The organism is Citrobacter sp. Cpo221 (assembly GCF_030332345.1).
Taxonomy (GTDB): Bacteria; Pseudomonadota; Gammaproteobacteria; order Enterobacterales; family Enterobacteriaceae; genus Citrobacter; species Citrobacter portucalensis.
Window position 1 is genome coordinate 97,538 of sequence record NZ_JAOWIA010000052.1, and the last position, 14,726, is coordinate 112,263.

The following is a 14,726-nucleotide window of genomic DNA, read 5'->3' on the forward strand; positions in this document are numbered from 1 at the left end:
AGAGCGCTATGCAGTACCCGATTAACGAGATGTTCCAGACCCTGCAAGGTGAGGGTTACTTTACCGGCGTCCCCGCCATTTTTATTCGTTTACAGGGATGCCCGGTTGGCTGTGCCTGGTGCGATACCAAACACACCTGGGATAAGCTTGAGGATCGGGAAGTCTCCCTGTACAGCATCCTGGCCAAGACCAAAGAAAGCGATAAATGGGGCGCTGCGAGCAGCGAAGATCTGCTGGCGGTCATTTCGCGTCAGGGCTATACCGCCCGTCACGTGGTGATCACTGGTGGTGAGCCCTGCATTCATGACCTGATGCCGCTGACTGACCTGCTGGAAAAGAACGGCTTTAGCTGCCAGATTGAGACCAGCGGCACGCACGAAGTACGCTGTACGCCGAATACCTGGGTGACCGTATCGCCGAAGGTGAATATGCGCGGTGGCTATGATGTGCTGTCACAGGCACTGGAGCGCGCGAATGAAATCAAGCATCCGGTTGGCCGTGTCCGCGATATTGAAGCGCTGGATGAACTGCTGGCGACGTTGAGTGACGATAAACCGCGAATCATCGCCTTACAGCCAATCAGCCAGAAAGAGGATGCGACGCGTTTGTGCATTGATACCTGTATTGCGCGAAACTGGCGTCTGTCGATGCAAACCCATAAGTATCTGAATATTGCCTGATAACTGTGCCGGGGGCGTTTCGCTTACCCGGCCATAGTTTATTGCTCAATGCAGGCCGGAGAAGATGCGTTGCCATCCGGCAAGCCTACAATCACTCGCCGCGATAAACGCAGCCCGCTGTGCAGGTCTCTTTCACCATTACAGCACTCAGCAGAGGGACCACAGGTTTAACCTGATCCCAAATCCATTTGGCCAGCACTTCGCTGGTTGGATTTTCTAAGCCAGGAATATCGTTCAAATAGTAGTGATCGAGTCTGTCGTAAGTCGGCTTAAACGCGGCTTTTAACTCAGCAAAATCCATGATCCAACCGGTATGCGGATCGACTTCACCGGTAATTTCAAGACGCACCATAAATGAGTGACCATGCAGGCGGCCACACTTATGCCCTTCCGGTACATGCGGCAGGTGGTGAGCGGCTTCGAAGGTGAAATCTTTAAACAAGGTGGTGGACATTATTTACTCTCAAGAATGCGAAAAACCGCGGTAGGGTACCGTAAAGAGGAAATTTTATCATTATTTAAAAGGGTGCTGAGTATCAGAACGATTCATTCATGACGTTAATATTTGGTAATTTTTTATATATCAAATGCTTATATAATCTGTTTTGCAGTTAATAACTATAACTAAAACAGGTTAGTCCATTTGGTTATTTGTTATTTCCATCCCTTCTTTAGTTGTTACTATCCCCGCCGTTAACCTTATCTTCAGTTTGGGTTTTATTGCTGAAATCCGCTTTGCTTACTGGAACATGACAACGCATGACGACACAGGCCCCACCTTCTGCTTTGCTACCGCTAAACCCGGAGCAACTGGCACGCCTTCAGGCGGCCACGACCGATTTCACTCCCGCACAGCTTGCGTGGGTTTCTGGCTATTTTTGGGGCGTGCTGAATCAGCAGCCTGGCAGCAACGCGGTGGCGCCTGCGCCTGTCGCTGAAATGCCAGGCATTACGCTTATCTCCGCCTCACAAACCGGTAATGCGCGCCGTGTGGCGGAAGCCCTGCGCGATGATCTGATCGCCGCGAAGCTCAACGTCACTCTCATCAACGCTGGCGACTATAAATTCAAACAAATCGCCAATGAAAAACTGCTGATCGTGGTGGCGTCAACGCAAGGGGAAGGTGAGCCGGCGGAAGACGCCGTGGCGTTGCATAAATTCCTGTTCTCGAAAAAAGCGCCAAAGCTTGATAACACTGCTTTTGCCGTGTTTGGTCTTGGCGACACCTCTTATGAGTTTTTCTGCCAGGCAGGAAAAGACTTCGATACCAAATTGGCTGAGCTGGGCGGTGAACGTCTGCTCGATCGTGTAGATGCCGACGTCGAATACCAGGCCGCCGCTGCGCAGTGGCGTGCTCGCCTCGTTGATGTCCTGAAAGCGCGTGCGCCTGCGGCACCGTCTGTGCAAGTTGCCGCGAGCGGTGCAGTAAATGAAGTACACACCAGCCCATACACCAAAGAAGCGCCGCTGACGGCGTCGCTTGCGGTGAATCAGAAAATTACCGGCCGCGACTCTGAAAAAGACGTGCGCCATATTGAGATTGATTTAGGCGATTCCGGCCTGCTTTATCAACCGGGCGATGCGCTGGGCGTCTGGTATCAGAATGACCCGGCTCTGGTTAAAGAACTGGTTGAACTGCTGTGGCTGAAAGGTGATGAGCCGGTCACGGTTGAAGGCAAAACCCTGTCGCTTGCTGAAGCGTTGCAGTGGCATTTCGAGCTGACGGTTAACACCGGCAATATCGTAGAAAACTATGCCACCTTAACCCGCAGCGAAACTTTGCTGCCGTTAGTGGGTGACAAAGCACAGTTGCAGCATTACGCCGCAACCACGCCCATCGTCGATATGGTGCGCTTCTCTCCGGCGCAACTGGATGCTCAGGCGTTAGTTGATCTTCTGCGTCCGCTGACGCCGCGTTTGTACTCCATTGCTTCTTCCCAGGCGGAAGTGGAAAGCGAAGTGCACGTTACCGTGGGTGTGGTGCGTTATGAGATAGAAGGTCGCGCCCGTGCTGGTGGTGCTTCCAGTTTCCTTGCCGACCGCGTGGAAGAAGAAGGTGAAGTTCGCGTGTTCATTGAACACAACGACAACTTCCGTCTGCCGGCGAACCCGCAGACGCCGGTAATTATGATTGGACCGGGTACGGGGATTGCGCCGTTCCGTGCATTCATGCAGCAACGTGCGGCTGACGGAGCCGAAGGCAAAAACTGGCTGTTTTTTGGTAACCCACACTTTACCGAAGATTTCCTGTATCAGGTGGAATGGCAGCGTTACGTCAAAGAGGGCGTACTGAGCCGTATCGATCTCGCCTGGTCCCGCGATCAAAAAGAAAAAGTCTACGTACAAGATAAACTGCGCCAACAGGGCGCGGAACTGTGGCGCTGGATTAACGACGGTGCGCACATTTATGTCTGCGGCGACGCCAATCGCATGGCGAAAGACGTTGAGCAGGCGTTGTTGGAAGTGATTGCCGAATTCGGTGGTATGGATATCGAAGCGGCGGATGAATTTTTAAGTGAGCTGCGCATTGAGCGCCGTTATCAGCGAGATGTCTACTAATGAGCGAAAAATATCCAGGACCATTGGTGGTCGAAGGCAAACTGTCCGACGCTGAGCGTATGAAGCTGGAAAGCAACTATCTGCGCGGTACCATTGCCGAAGATTTAAACGACGGCCTGACCGGCGGGTTTAAAGGCGACAACTTCCTGCTGATCCGTTTTCACGGTATGTACCAGCAGGACGACCGTGATATCCGCGCCGAACGTGCCGAGCAAAAGCTGGAGCCGCGTCATGCGATGCTGCTGCGCTGTCGTCTGCCGGGGGGGGTGATCACCACCAAGCAGTGGCAGGCGATCGATAAGTTCGCCCATGACAACACCATTTACGGCAGCATTCGTCTGACCAACCGTCAGACCTTCCAGTTTCACGGCATTCTGAAGAAGAACGTTAAGCCGGTACACCAGATGCTGCATTCCGTCGGGCTTGACGCTTTGGCGACCGCCAACGACATGAACCGTAACGTGCTGTGCACCTCCAACCCGTATGAATCTGAGCTGCACGCGGAAGCCTACGAGTGGGCGAAAAAGATCTCCGAACATCTGCTGCCGCGAACCCGCGCCTATGCAGAGATCTGGCTGGATCAGGAAAAAGTCGCGACCACCGACGAAGAGCCGATCCTCGGTCAAACCTATCTGCCGCGTAAGTTTAAAACCACGGTCGTGATCCCACCGCAGAACGACATCGATCTGCACGCCAACGACATGAACTTCGTGGCGATTGCGGAAAACGGCAAGCTGGTGGGCTTTAATCTGCTGGTGGGCGGTGGTTTGTCGATTGAGCACGGCAATAAGAAAACCTATGCCCGTACGGCAAGCGAGTTTGGTTATCTGCCGCTTGAGCATACGCTGGCCGTGGCTGAGGCGGTGGTGACCACGCAGCGTGACTGGGGTAACCGTACCGATCGTAAAAACGCGAAAACCAAATACACGCTGGAACGCGTAGGCGTTGAGACCTTTAAAGCTGAAGTTGAGCGCCGCGCGGGGATCAAATTTGAGCCGATCCGCCCGTACGAGTTTACCGGTCGCGGCGATCGTATCGGCTGGGTGAAAGGGATCGACAATAAATGGCACCTGACGTTGTTTATTGAAAACGGCCGTATCCTCGATTATCCGGGCCGACCGCTGAAAACCGGTCTGCTTGAGATCGCGAAGATCCACAAAGGTGAGTTCCGCATTACCGCGAACCAGAATCTGATCATTGCCGGTGTTCCTGAGAGTGAAAAGGCGAAGATCGAAAAGATTGCGCAGAAGAGTGGCTTAATGAACGCGGTTACTCCGCAGCGTGAAAACTCGATGGCCTGCGTCTCGTTCCCGACCTGTCCGCTGGCGATGGCGGAAGCCGAACGTTTCCTGCCGTCATTCACTGACAAAGTGGAATCGATTCTGGAAAAACACGGCATTCCTGAAGAGCACATCGTGATGCGCGTGACCGGCTGCCCGAACGGCTGTGGCCGTGCGATGCTGGCCGAGCTGGGGCTGGTGGGGAAAGCGCCGGGCCGCTACAACGTGCATCTGGGCGGTAACCGTATGGGAACGCGCATTCCGCGTATGTATCGCGAGAATATTACGGAAACGGAAATTCTGGCATCCGTCGACGAACTGGTTGGGCGCTGGGCGAAAGAGCGCGAAGCGGGTGAAGGCTTCGGCGACTTTACGGTGCGTGCGGGCATCATTCGCCCGGTGCTCGATCCGGCGCGTGATTTCTGGGAATAACCTGAATTGCCGGATGGCGGCATAAATGCCTTATCCGGCCTACAGCCTGCGTAGGCCTGATAAGCGAAGCGCCATCAGGCAAGGCATACAGTGAGGAACTTATGTCCCAACTCGATCTAAACAAGCTAAACGAACTGCCAAAAGTGGATCGCGTATTAGCGCTGGCCGAAACCAACGCCCAGCTGGAAAAATTGAGCGCCGAGGATCGCGTAGCGTGGGCGCTGGAAAACCTGCCTGGTGAATATGTACTGTCATCAAGTTTTGGTATCCAGGCGGCAGTGAGCCTGCATCTGGTAAATCAGATTCGCCCGGATATCCCGGTGATCCTCACCGATACTGGCTACCTGTTCCCGGAAACCTATCAGTTTATTGATGAGTTAACGGACAAGCTTAAGCTTAATCTGCAAGTCTACCGGGCGAAGGAAAGTGCGGCCTGGCAGGAAGCGCGCTACGGCAAACTGTGGGAGCAGGGCGTTGAAGGTATTGAAAAATACAATGACATCAACAAAGTCGAGCCGATGAACCGGGCGCTGCAGGAACTGAACGCGCAAACCTGGTTTGCCGGTCTGCGTCGAGAGCAATCGGGCAGTCGTGCGCATTTGCCGGTGCTGGCTATCCAGCGCGGTGTGTTTAAAGTTCTGCCGATCATCGACTGGGATAACCGTACGGTTTACCAGTATCTGCAAAAACACGGTTTGAAATACCATCCGTTGTGGGATCAGGGCTATCTGTCGGTAGGCGATACCCACACCACCCGCAAATGGGAGCCGGGTATGGCGGAAGAAGAGACGCGTTTCTTCGGATTGAAGCGTGAGTGCGGACTGCACGAAGGATAACAGGAAAGGGGGCCGGTAAGATTTACATCCTACCGGATCCCTTCTTCAGGATTTACCCGCTTTTGCCAGTTCTTTTACCAGTGGCAGCATAATGCGTACCACGTCGCGGCTACGGTGCTCTATCCGGCCCGGTAACGCTTTATCGATATGCTGCTGGTTATCCAGTCGCACATCGTGCCAGCTGTTGCCTGCCGGGAATGAGGCGCTTTTGGCGCGCTGCTGATAGCCATCTTTCTTGCCCAGGTTCCAGTTGGTCGCTTCAACGGAGAGAACGGCAATCCCCGCGTTGTCGAAGACCTCTGCATCGTTACAACATCCAGTGCCTTTCGGATAGTCTTTGTTCAGACCTGGATTGGTGCTGGCAACGATACCGCGGCTGTGCGCGATAGCTAGTGCCCGGTCGCGCGTCAGTTTTCGTACCGCTTCCGGGGTTTTCTTACCGCTATTGAAATAGAGCTTATCGCCGACGATCAGATTATCGAGGTTGATAACCAGCAGCGTGTTTTTCTTCTCGGCGGCGCTCATTCGCTTCAGGATGTTCTCCGCGCCCAGTTTGCCTTCTTCCTCGCCGCTGGTGGCGATAAATCGAATACCGTATTGTGTCGGCACGTTTTTGAGTTTTTCTGCCAGTTCCAGCATTACGCCAACACCTGCGGCGTTGTCATCGATACCTTGCAGAGTTAATCCACCCAGATTGGCATCGGAATCGGCGTCGCTTTGTGCGGCGTAGGTGTCGAGGTGCGCCATAATAATAATCTGCTGCGGCGCTTTACCTTCATGTGCTGCAATAACGGTGCTTCCCGTTACGTTATGCCAGTTTTTACGGTTATCTTTGGCGGTATAAACATAACGGCTATTAAACGTCCGAATATCGCTGCTATAGCCCATCTGTTGAAATTGTTGACGTATATAATCAGCAGATAACATTTCAGCCGGAGATCCCGTCACGCGGCCAGGGAAAAACGTTGCGATATATCGAGCCTGGGTATTTGCGATATTTCCGGGCTTCGAAGATGTTGCCTGTGCGGGAAGGATGAAGCACGCGCCGAGCGCCATGGCTGCAAGAAGGTGGCGCGATGCGAGAAACATGATGAGTCCTTAAATACCAAGCAGAAATTTTTAGCCGCTAGTATGAAACCGTGATCGAGGTAAAACAATTTCATTTGCTCCTAAATGCCCGAATTCCGGTAGCTTAAGCACTTTTTGATATTTGCTTTTCCGGATCGTTATTCCTTTGAGGAACTACTCATTCCAATTCGTAATTTCATTCGCCCTCTTGCCCTCCCTATAGTCAGGTTATCTGAGCATCGTTAGCAAAATAACGGCATTACATAGGAACGGTTATGGATCAAAAACGACTTACCCACCTGCGGCAACTGGAAGCGGAGAGCATCCATATCATTCGTGAGGTGGCCGCCGAGTTTTCTAATCCGGTGATGATGTATTCCATCGGCAAAGATTCCAGCGTAATGCTGCATCTGGCGCGTAAAGCGTTTTATCCGGGCACGCTGCCGTTCCCATTGCTGCACGTTGATACCGGCTGGAAATTCAGCGAAATGTACGAGTTTCGTGACCGCACGGCGAAAGCCTACGGCTGTGAACTGCTGGTGCATAAAAACCCGGAAGGGGTGGCGATGGGCATCAACCCGTTCGTTCACGGCAGCGCCAAGCATACCGACATTATGAAAACCGAAGGGCTGAAGCAGGCGCTGAATAAATACGGTTTCGATGCCGCGTTTGGTGGTGCTCGTCGTGACGAAGAGAAATCACGTGCCAAAGAGCGCATTTACTCTTTCCGCGATCGTTTTCATCGCTGGGACCCGAAAAACCAGCGCCCGGAGCTGTGGCATAACTACAACGGGCAGATTAACAAAGGCGAAAGCATTCGCGTCTTCCCGCTCTCTAACTGGACTGAACAGGATATCTGGCAATACATCTGGCTGGAAAATATCGACATCGTGCCGCTATATCTGGCGGCGGAGCGTCCGGTGCTGGAACGCGACGGCATGCTGATGATGATTGATGACGACAGAATCGATCTGCAGCCCGGGGAAGTGATTAAAAAACGCATGGTGCGTTTCCGTACGCTCGGCTGCTGGCCGCTGACAGGCGCGGTGGAGTCGAATGCGCAGACGCTGCCGGAAATTATCGAAGAGATGCTGGTCTCAACCACCAGTGAACGTCAGGGCCGCGTGATTGACCGCGACCAGGCGGGCTCCATGGAGCTGAAGAAACGTCAGGGGTATTTCTAAGGAGCCGCCATGAACACGACACTTGCACAACAAATTGCTAATGAAGGCGGCGTTGAAGCCTGGATGGTTGCCCAGCAACACAAAAGTCTGCTGCGTTTTTTAACCTGCGGTAGCGTGGATGACGGGAAAAGTACCCTGATTGGCCGTCTGCTGCACGATACGCGTCAGATTTATGAAGACCAGCTTTCATCGCTGCACAATGACAGTAAACGTCACGGCACTCAGGGCGAAAAGCTCGATCTGGCGTTATTGGTTGACGGCTTGCAGGCCGAGCGCGAGCAGGGCATCACCATCGACGTGGCGTACCGTTATTTCTCTACCGAGAAGCGTAAATTTATTATTGCGGACACTCCCGGACATGAGCAGTACACCCGTAATATGGCGACCGGTGCGTCGACCTGCGATCTGGCGATCCTATTGATCGATGCGCGTAAAGGCGTGCTGGATCAGACTCGTCGTCATAGCTTTATCTCCACGCTGCTTGGGATCAAACACCTGGTGGTGGCGATCAACAAAATGGATCTGGTGGACTTTAGCGAAGAGACATTTAACCGCATTCGCGAAGACTATCTTACTTTTGCTGAACAACTGCCGGGCAACCTGGATATCCGGTTTGTGCCGCTCTCTGCGCTGGAAGGCGATAACGTTGCTTCGCAAAGCGCCAGTATGCCGTGGTACAGCGGTCCGACGCTGCTGGAAGTGCTGGAAACCGTTGAGATCCAGCGCATTGTTGATACTCAGCCGATGCGCTTCCCGGTGCAGTATGTGAACCGACCGAATCTGGATTTCCGTGGTTATGCCGGAACGCTGGCCTCCGGTAGCGTCAAGGTCGGACAGCGCGTCAAAGTGCTGCCGTCCGGCGTGGAGTCGAGCGTGGCGCGGATCGTAACCTTTGATGGCGATTTACAGGAAGCGCATGCGGGTGAAGCGATCACCCTGGTGCTGAAAGATGAGATCGATATCAGCCGGGGCGACCTGCTGCTTGATGCCAGTGAAACGCTGCCGACAGTACAAAGCGCAGCTGTTGATGTGGTGTGGATGGCGGAACAACCGTTGTCGCCCGGGCAGAGTTACGACATAAAAGTCGCAGGCAAGAAGACCCGCGCACGCGTAGATAGCGTGCAGTATCAGGTCGATATAAACAACCTGACCCAACGTGACGTTGAAGCGCTGCCACTGAATGGTATCGGTCTGGTTAATCTGACTTTTGATGAGCCGCTGGTGCTGGATACCTATCAGCAGAATCCGGTTACGGGCGGGCTGATTATCATTGATCGCCTGACTAACGTTACCGTTGGTGCGGGGCTGGTGCGTGAACCAATTGTCCAGGAGCTTGCCACAGCTTCTCAGTTCAGCGCGTTTGAGCTGGAGCTTAATGCACTGGTGCGTCGCCACTTCCCACACTGGGGTGCGCGCGATCTGCTGGGAGGAAAATAATGGCGCTGCATGACGAAAACGTCGTCTGGCATGCCCATCCTGTTACACCGCAACAGCGGGAACAACGCCACGGTCATCGTGGTGTTGTGCTGTGGTTTACCGGGCTGTCAGGTTCTGGTAAATCCACGGTAGCAGGAGCGCTGGAAGAGGCGCTGCATAAGCTAGGGGTGAGCACCTATCTGCTGGATGGCGATAACGTGCGTCACGGTCTGTGCAGCGATCTTGGGTTTAGCGATGCCGATCGCAAGGAGAATATTCGTCGGGTTGGTGAAGTGGCTAATCTAATGGTAGACGCCGGCCTGGTGGTGTTGACTGCGTTTATCTCTCCACATCGCGCCGAGCGAAAAATGGTTCGCGAGCGCGTGGGCGAAGGGCGTTTTATTGAGGTTTTTGTCGATACGCCATTAGCAACGTGTGAAGCACGCGATCCAAAAGGGCTGTATAAAAAAGCGCGAGCGGGGGAATTGCGTAATTTCACCGGAATTGACTCGGTTTACGAAGCGCCTGAATCGCCAGAGATTCATCTTGATGGTGAACAATTGGTAACAAATTTGGTTCCTCAATTATTAGACCTGCTGAGGCAGGAAGATATTATCAGATCCTGAGACACCCGAGCTTGCATGCCCGGTCAGTCACAGTCACAGGATTAGATATGCGTAACAGCCATAACATTACTATTACAGAGTCAGATACCTTCGCTGCCGACGACGAAACTACCTGGTCACTCCCAGGAGCCGTGGTCGGTTTTATCGCGTGGTTGCTGGCGCTGGGATTCCCGTGTCTGATGTATGGCCCTAACACACTGTTTTTCTTCCTCTATACCTGGCCCTTTTTCCTCGCGTTGTTGCCCGTGGCGATTGTCGCGGGTATTGCCCTGCATTCGCTATTGAAGGGGAGATTGCTGCTGAGTATTGCCTGTACCCTGCTGGTGGTTGGCGCAATGTTTGGCGCACTGTTTCTGTGGCTACTGGGTTAGGCATACGTCCTTTCACGCGATCGCCGCTGTTGTTCACTGTCTGGCCATAATTCAAACCGTAACCAACAATGAGATTATGTTCTCCTTACACGGGGTATACGTAACAACGAGCAAATGTGGTACATTTGCCCGCGTTGTCGCGGCATTCCCGTCCGTTGATGTAAAGTTGTCAGCGGAGTTTATGGGATGTTGATGCCGTTTTTCAGGGGGCAGGATGGGTAAACTTACGTTGCTGTTGCTGGCTTTATTAGTCTGGCTACAGTATTCGCTGTGGTTCGGTAAGAACGGCATACATGACTATAGTCGCGTCAACGATGATGTTGCGGCGCAGCAAGCTACAAACGCGAAACTGAAAGCGCGTAACGATCAGCTTTTTGCCGAAATTGACGATCTCAATGGCGGGCAAGAGGCTATCGAAGAGCGCGCGCGTAACGAACTCAGTATGACTAAGCCAGGCGAAACCTTTTATCGTCTGGTGCCTGACGCGTCTAAACGCGCTCAGACTGCAGGGCAAAACAATCGATAAACCGTCCAGGGATTTAACATGGCAGCCACTTTAATGGACGTTTGCGCCGTGGTGCCGGCTGCCGGGTTTGGCCGCCGAATGCAAACAGAGTGTCCTAAGCAGTACCTCTCTATTGGCAATAAAACCATTCTCGAACACTCGGTTGATGCGCTGCTGGCTCATCCCCGGGTGACGCGAGTCGTCATCGCTATTAGCCCAGGCGACAGCCGCTTTGCCCAACTTCCACTCGCAGCGCACCCGCAAATTACCGTGGTGGATGGTGGCAACGAGCGTGCCGATTCTGTCCTGGCCGGTTTGCAAGCCGCAGGTGAGGCCAGTTGGGTACTGGTGCATGATGCCGCGCGTCCGTGCCTGCATCAGGAAGATTTATCTCGTTTGCTGGCAATAAGTGAAACCAGCCGCATCGGCGGGATCCTTGCTGCGCCGGTGCGCGACACGATGAAACGCGCGGAGCCGGGCCGAACAGACATCGCACATACAGTCGATCGCACCGATTTATGGCATGCGTTGACGCCGCAGTTTTTCCCTCGCGAGCTGTTGCATGACTGTCTGACCCGTGCGCTAAACGAAGGCGCAACCATTACGGACGAAGCCTCGGCGCTGGAATATTGCGGTTTTCATCCGCTGCTGGTCGAAGGACGCGCTGACAACATCAAAGTCACCCGCCCGGAAGACCTGGCGCTGGCGGAATTTTATCTGACCCGAACTATCTAGATACATCATTCTTCAGGCTGCCTGGAGGATGTTGTGTATATCAGGAGAAGGCATAATGCGAATTGGACACGGTTTCGACGTACACGCTTTTGGCGGAGTTGGCCCAATTATCATTGGTGGTGTGCGCATCCCGTATGAAAAAGGATTGCTGGCGCATTCTGATGGCGACGTGGCGTTACACGCGTTAACCGATGCTCTGCTGGGCGCGGCTGCGCTGGGGGATATCGGTAAACTCTTCCCGGACACCGACCCGGCCTTTAAAGGTGCAGATAGTCGTGAATTATTGCGTGAAGCCTGGCGGCGTATTCAGGCCAAAGGCTATACGCTTGGTAATGTGGATGTGACGATTATTGCTCAGGCGCCGAAGATGCTGCCGCACATTCCGCAAATGCGCGTGTTTATTGCCGAAGATCTCGGCTGCCATATGGATGATGTTAACGTGAAAGCGACCACCACGGAAAAACTCGGTTTTACCGGGCGTGGGGAAGGGATTGCCTGTGAAGCGGTGGCGTTACTCATTAAGGCAACGAAATGACTGCGTTTGAAGATCTGACGTATCTCCATGGCAAACCACAAGGCCATGGCGTTCTGAAAGCGAATCCGGAAGACTTTGTCGTCGTCGAAGATTTAGGCTTCGAACCGGATGGCGAAGGCGAGCACATTTTGGTGCGTATCCTGAAAAACGGCTGTAATACCCGTTTTGTGGCTGACGCGCTGGCGAAGTTCCTGAAAATTCACGCCCGTGAAGTGAGCTTTGCTGGCCAGAAAGACAAGCATGCAGTCACGGAACAGTGGCTGTGCGCGCGCGTGCCGGGCAATGCAATGCCTGATTTAAGCAAATTTGAACTCGAAGGCTGTAAAGTGCTGGAGTACGCGCGCCACAAGCGTAAGCTGCGTTTAGGGGCGTTGAAAGGTAACGAATTTACGCTGGTGCTGCGTGAAGTGAGCCAGCGAGAGGACGTTGAAGCGCGTTTGCAGGCGATTAGCGAGCGCGGCGTACCGAACTATTTTGGCGCTCAGCGTTTTGGTATTGGCGGCAGCAACCTGCAAGGGGCGCTGCGTTGGGCGCAAAGCGATGCGCCGGTGCGCGATCGCAATAAGCGCAGTTTTTGGTTGTCGGCGGCCCGTAGCGCGTTGTTTAATCAGATAGTCAGTGAACGCTTGAAAAAAACAGACTTTAATCAAGTTGTTGACGGCGATGCGCTACAATTGTCGGGACGCGGAAGTTGGTTTGTCGCCACGCAGGAAGAACAAACCGAATTACAGCGTCGCGTCGATGATAAAGAATTGATGATTACAGCGGCATTACCGGGCAGCGGTGAGTGGGGAACTCAGCGCGACGCGCTGGCGTTTGAAGAAGCCGCTATTGCTGATGAAACCGCGCTGCAGTCGCTGTTATTGCGCGAGAAAGTCGACGCATCGCGTCGTGCTATGTTGCTGTATCCACAACAATTAAGCTGGAACTGGTGGGATGACGTAACCGTTGAGTTACGTTTCTGGCTACCGGCAGGTAGCTTCGCCACCAGTGTTGTAAGGGAACTTATTAACACAATGGGTGATTATGCGTATATTGCTGAGTAACGATGATGGGGTCCACGCACCCGGTATACAAACGCTGGCGAAAGCGCTGCGTGAGTTTGCTGACGTACAGGTGGTTGCCCCGGATCGTAACCGCAGTGGCGCGTCTAACTCGCTGACGCTGGAATCCTCACTTCGCACGTTCACCTATGATAACGGTGATATCGCCGTACAAATGGGTACACCTACCGATTGCGTCTATCTGGGCGTGAACGCATTAATGCGTCCGCGTCCGGACATTGTCGTGTCTGGTATTAACGCAGGTCCTAATCTGGGCGATGATGTTATCTATTCCGGTACCGTTGCGGCGGCGATGGAAGGTCGTCACCTGGGCTTTCCTGCGTTGGCGGTCTCACTTGATGGGCATAAACACTACGATACTGCTGCCGCAGTAACCTGCCGTATCTTACGGGCGCTGAGTCGTGAACCGCTGCGCACCGGGCGAATTTTGAATATCAACGTGCCGGATTTACCGCTGGATCAGATTAAAGGTATCCGCGTCACCCGCTGCGGTAGCCGCCATCCTGCGGATCAGGTGATCCCACAGCAGGACCCGCGCGGTAATACGCTGTACTGGATCGGGCCGCCGGGCGAAAAGTGCGACGCCGGACCGGATACAGATTTTGCCGCCGTCGATGAAGGCTATGTTTCCATTACGCCGCTGCATGTCGATTTAACCGCCTACGGCGCGCATGAAGTTGTTTCTGACTGGTTAGACAGCGTGGGAGCCGACACGCAATGGTAAGCAGACGCGTACACACTCTTCTTGAACAATTACGTGCGCAGGGCATCAGAGATGAGCTTGTTCTCGATGCACTTGCCGCCGTGCCGCGTGAAAAATTCATTGATGAGGCGTTTGAACATAAGGCCTGGGACAATATTGCTCTGCCGATTGGTCAGGGGCAGACGATTTCGCAGCCCTATATGGTTGCGCGGATGACTGAGCTGCTTGAGTTAACGCCGCAGTCCCGGGTGCTGGAAATTGGTACCGGCTCTGGTTACCAAACGGCGATTCTGGCACACCTGGTGCACCATGTATGCTCTGTTGAGCGCATTAAAGGTTTGCAGTGGCAGGCGCGTCGTCGACTTAAACAGCTTGATTTACATAATGTTTCTACCCGTCATGGTGATGGATGGCAGGGCTGGCAAGCGCGAGCCCCGTTTGACGCTATCATTGTTACGGCAGCGCCGCCTGAGATCCCAACCGCATTGATGATGCAGTTGGATGAAGGCGGTATTCTCGTCTTACCCGTGGGCGACGAGCACCAGTTTCTGAAACGGGTGCGTCGTCGGGGAGGCGAATTTATTATCGATACCGTGGAGGCCGTACGTTTCGTTCCCTTAGTAAAAGGGGAGCTTGCGTAGATACAGGCTCTGAATACCTGGAGTTTTCCTGGATATTCTGGAATTAGTAAGCGTATCGTGGTCACGTTTCCAGTGCCCAGTCCGATGCCTT

General features: G+C 53.6%; 16 protein-coding genes. 14 read left to right on the plus strand and 2 right to left on the minus strand.

The window, feature by feature from the left end; all coding sequences use genetic code 11:
• Positions 1-8: 8 nt before the first annotated feature.
• Positions 9-680: a 7-carboxy-7-deazaguanine synthase QueE gene (queE, locus tag OGY72_RS12395; RefSeq protein ID WP_003034139.1), complete on the plus strand. Its 672-nt coding sequence runs from the start codon at positions 9-11 to the stop codon at positions 678-680.
• A 91-nt stretch (positions 681-771) separates the two neighbouring features.
• Here the strand turns inward: queE and queD are convergent, their stop codons facing one another.
• Positions 772-1,134 (minus strand): 6-carboxytetrahydropterin synthase QueD, encoded by a 363-nt coding sequence (queD, locus tag OGY72_RS12400; RefSeq protein WP_003825707.1) that lies wholly within the window; start codon positions 1,132-1,134, stop codon positions 772-774.
• Positions 1,135-1,439: 305 nt separating this feature from the next.
• On the opposite strand from queD, the gene cysJ reads away from it, so the two are divergent.
• From cysJ to cysH, 3 genes are all read left to right on the plus strand, one after another.
• Positions 1,440-3,239, plus strand: coding sequence for an NADPH-dependent assimilatory sulfite reductase flavoprotein subunit (gene cysJ, locus OGY72_RS12405; protein ID WP_286547810.1), 1,800 nt, complete (start codon positions 1,440-1,442; stop codon positions 3,237-3,239).
• The gene (gene cysI, locus OGY72_RS12410) at positions 3,239-4,951 is read left to right on the plus strand and encodes an assimilatory sulfite reductase (NADPH) hemoprotein subunit (protein WP_286547811.1); all 1,713 of its coding nucleotides are present in this window, start codon (positions 3,239-3,241) and stop codon (positions 4,949-4,951) included. The genes cysJ and cysI overlap by 1 nt, the downstream gene beginning before the upstream one ends.
• A 101-nt stretch (positions 4,952-5,052) precedes the next feature.
• The gene (gene cysH / locus OGY72_RS12415; protein WP_003825712.1) at positions 5,053-5,787 is read left to right on the plus strand and encodes a phosphoadenosine phosphosulfate reductase; all 735 of its coding nucleotides are present in this window, start codon (positions 5,053-5,055) and stop codon (positions 5,785-5,787) included.
• A 45-nt stretch (positions 5,788-5,832) separates the two neighbouring features.
• Here cysH and OGY72_RS12420 read toward each other — a convergent pair whose 3' ends face one another.
• Positions 5,833-6,876 carry an aminopeptidase gene (locus OGY72_RS12420; RefSeq protein WP_286547812.1) on the minus strand — a complete coding sequence of 348 codons (1,044 nt, stop codon included), beginning with the start codon at positions 6,874-6,876 and terminating at the stop codon, positions 5,833-5,835.
• 254 nt (positions 6,877-7,130) lie between these two features.
• Here OGY72_RS12420 and cysD point away from each other — a divergent pair, with 254 nt between their 5' ends.
• The 10 genes from cysD (at position 7,131) to OGY72_RS12470 (ending at position 14,635) form a co-directional block, all read left to right on the plus strand.
• Positions 7,131-8,039, plus strand: coding sequence for a sulfate adenylyltransferase subunit CysD (gene cysD, locus OGY72_RS12425; RefSeq protein WP_003034152.1), 909 nt, complete (start codon positions 7,131-7,133; stop codon positions 8,037-8,039).
• A gap of 9 nt (positions 8,040-8,048) precedes the next feature.
• A complete protein-coding gene (cysN, locus tag OGY72_RS12430) occupies positions 8,049-9,476 on the plus strand; it encodes a sulfate adenylyltransferase subunit CysN (RefSeq protein WP_149384696.1) in 1,428 nt (475 codons plus the stop codon).
• The gene (cysC, locus tag OGY72_RS12435) at positions 9,476-10,081 is read left to right on the plus strand and encodes an adenylyl-sulfate kinase (protein WP_003034157.1); all 606 of its coding nucleotides are present in this window, start codon (positions 9,476-9,478) and stop codon (positions 10,079-10,081) included. Before cysN ends, cysC begins: the two co-directional genes overlap by 1 nt.
• Before the next feature lie 47 nt (positions 10,082-10,128).
• Positions 10,129-10,452 carry a DUF3561 family protein gene (locus OGY72_RS12440; RefSeq protein WP_003825718.1) on the plus strand — a complete coding sequence of 108 codons (324 nt, stop codon included), beginning with the start codon at positions 10,129-10,131 and terminating at the stop codon, positions 10,450-10,452.
• A 214-nt stretch (positions 10,453-10,666) separates the two neighbouring features.
• Positions 10,667-10,978: a cell division protein FtsB gene (gene ftsB / locus OGY72_RS12445; RefSeq protein WP_003034163.1), complete on the plus strand. Its 312-nt coding sequence runs from the start codon at positions 10,667-10,669 to the stop codon at positions 10,976-10,978.
• 18 nt (positions 10,979-10,996) lie between these two features.
• On the plus strand, positions 10,997-11,692 hold the full coding sequence (ispD, locus tag OGY72_RS12450; protein WP_003825722.1) for a 2-C-methyl-D-erythritol 4-phosphate cytidylyltransferase: 696 nt from the start codon (positions 10,997-10,999) through the stop codon (positions 11,690-11,692).
• A 55-nt stretch (positions 11,693-11,747) separates the two neighbouring features.
• The gene (gene ispF / locus OGY72_RS12455; protein WP_003034167.1) at positions 11,748-12,227 is read left to right on the plus strand and encodes a 2-C-methyl-D-erythritol 2,4-cyclodiphosphate synthase; all 480 of its coding nucleotides are present in this window, start codon (positions 11,748-11,750) and stop codon (positions 12,225-12,227) included.
• A complete protein-coding gene (gene truD, locus OGY72_RS12460) occupies positions 12,224-13,273 on the plus strand; it encodes a tRNA pseudouridine(13) synthase TruD (protein WP_003825726.1) in 1,050 nt (349 codons plus the stop codon). Before ispF ends, truD begins: the two co-directional genes overlap by 4 nt.
• Entirely contained in the window at positions 13,254-14,015 is a 762-nt protein-coding gene (gene surE / locus OGY72_RS12465; protein ID WP_003825728.1) for a 5'/3'-nucleotidase SurE, read from the plus strand. The genes truD and surE overlap by 20 nt, the downstream gene beginning before the upstream one ends.
• Positions 14,009-14,635, plus strand: a complete 627-nt coding sequence (locus OGY72_RS12470) for a protein-L-isoaspartate(D-aspartate) O-methyltransferase (protein WP_003034172.1) — start codon at positions 14,009-14,011, stop codon at positions 14,633-14,635. The genes surE and OGY72_RS12470 overlap by 7 nt, the downstream gene beginning before the upstream one ends.
• Positions 14,636-14,726: the final 91 nt, after the last annotated feature.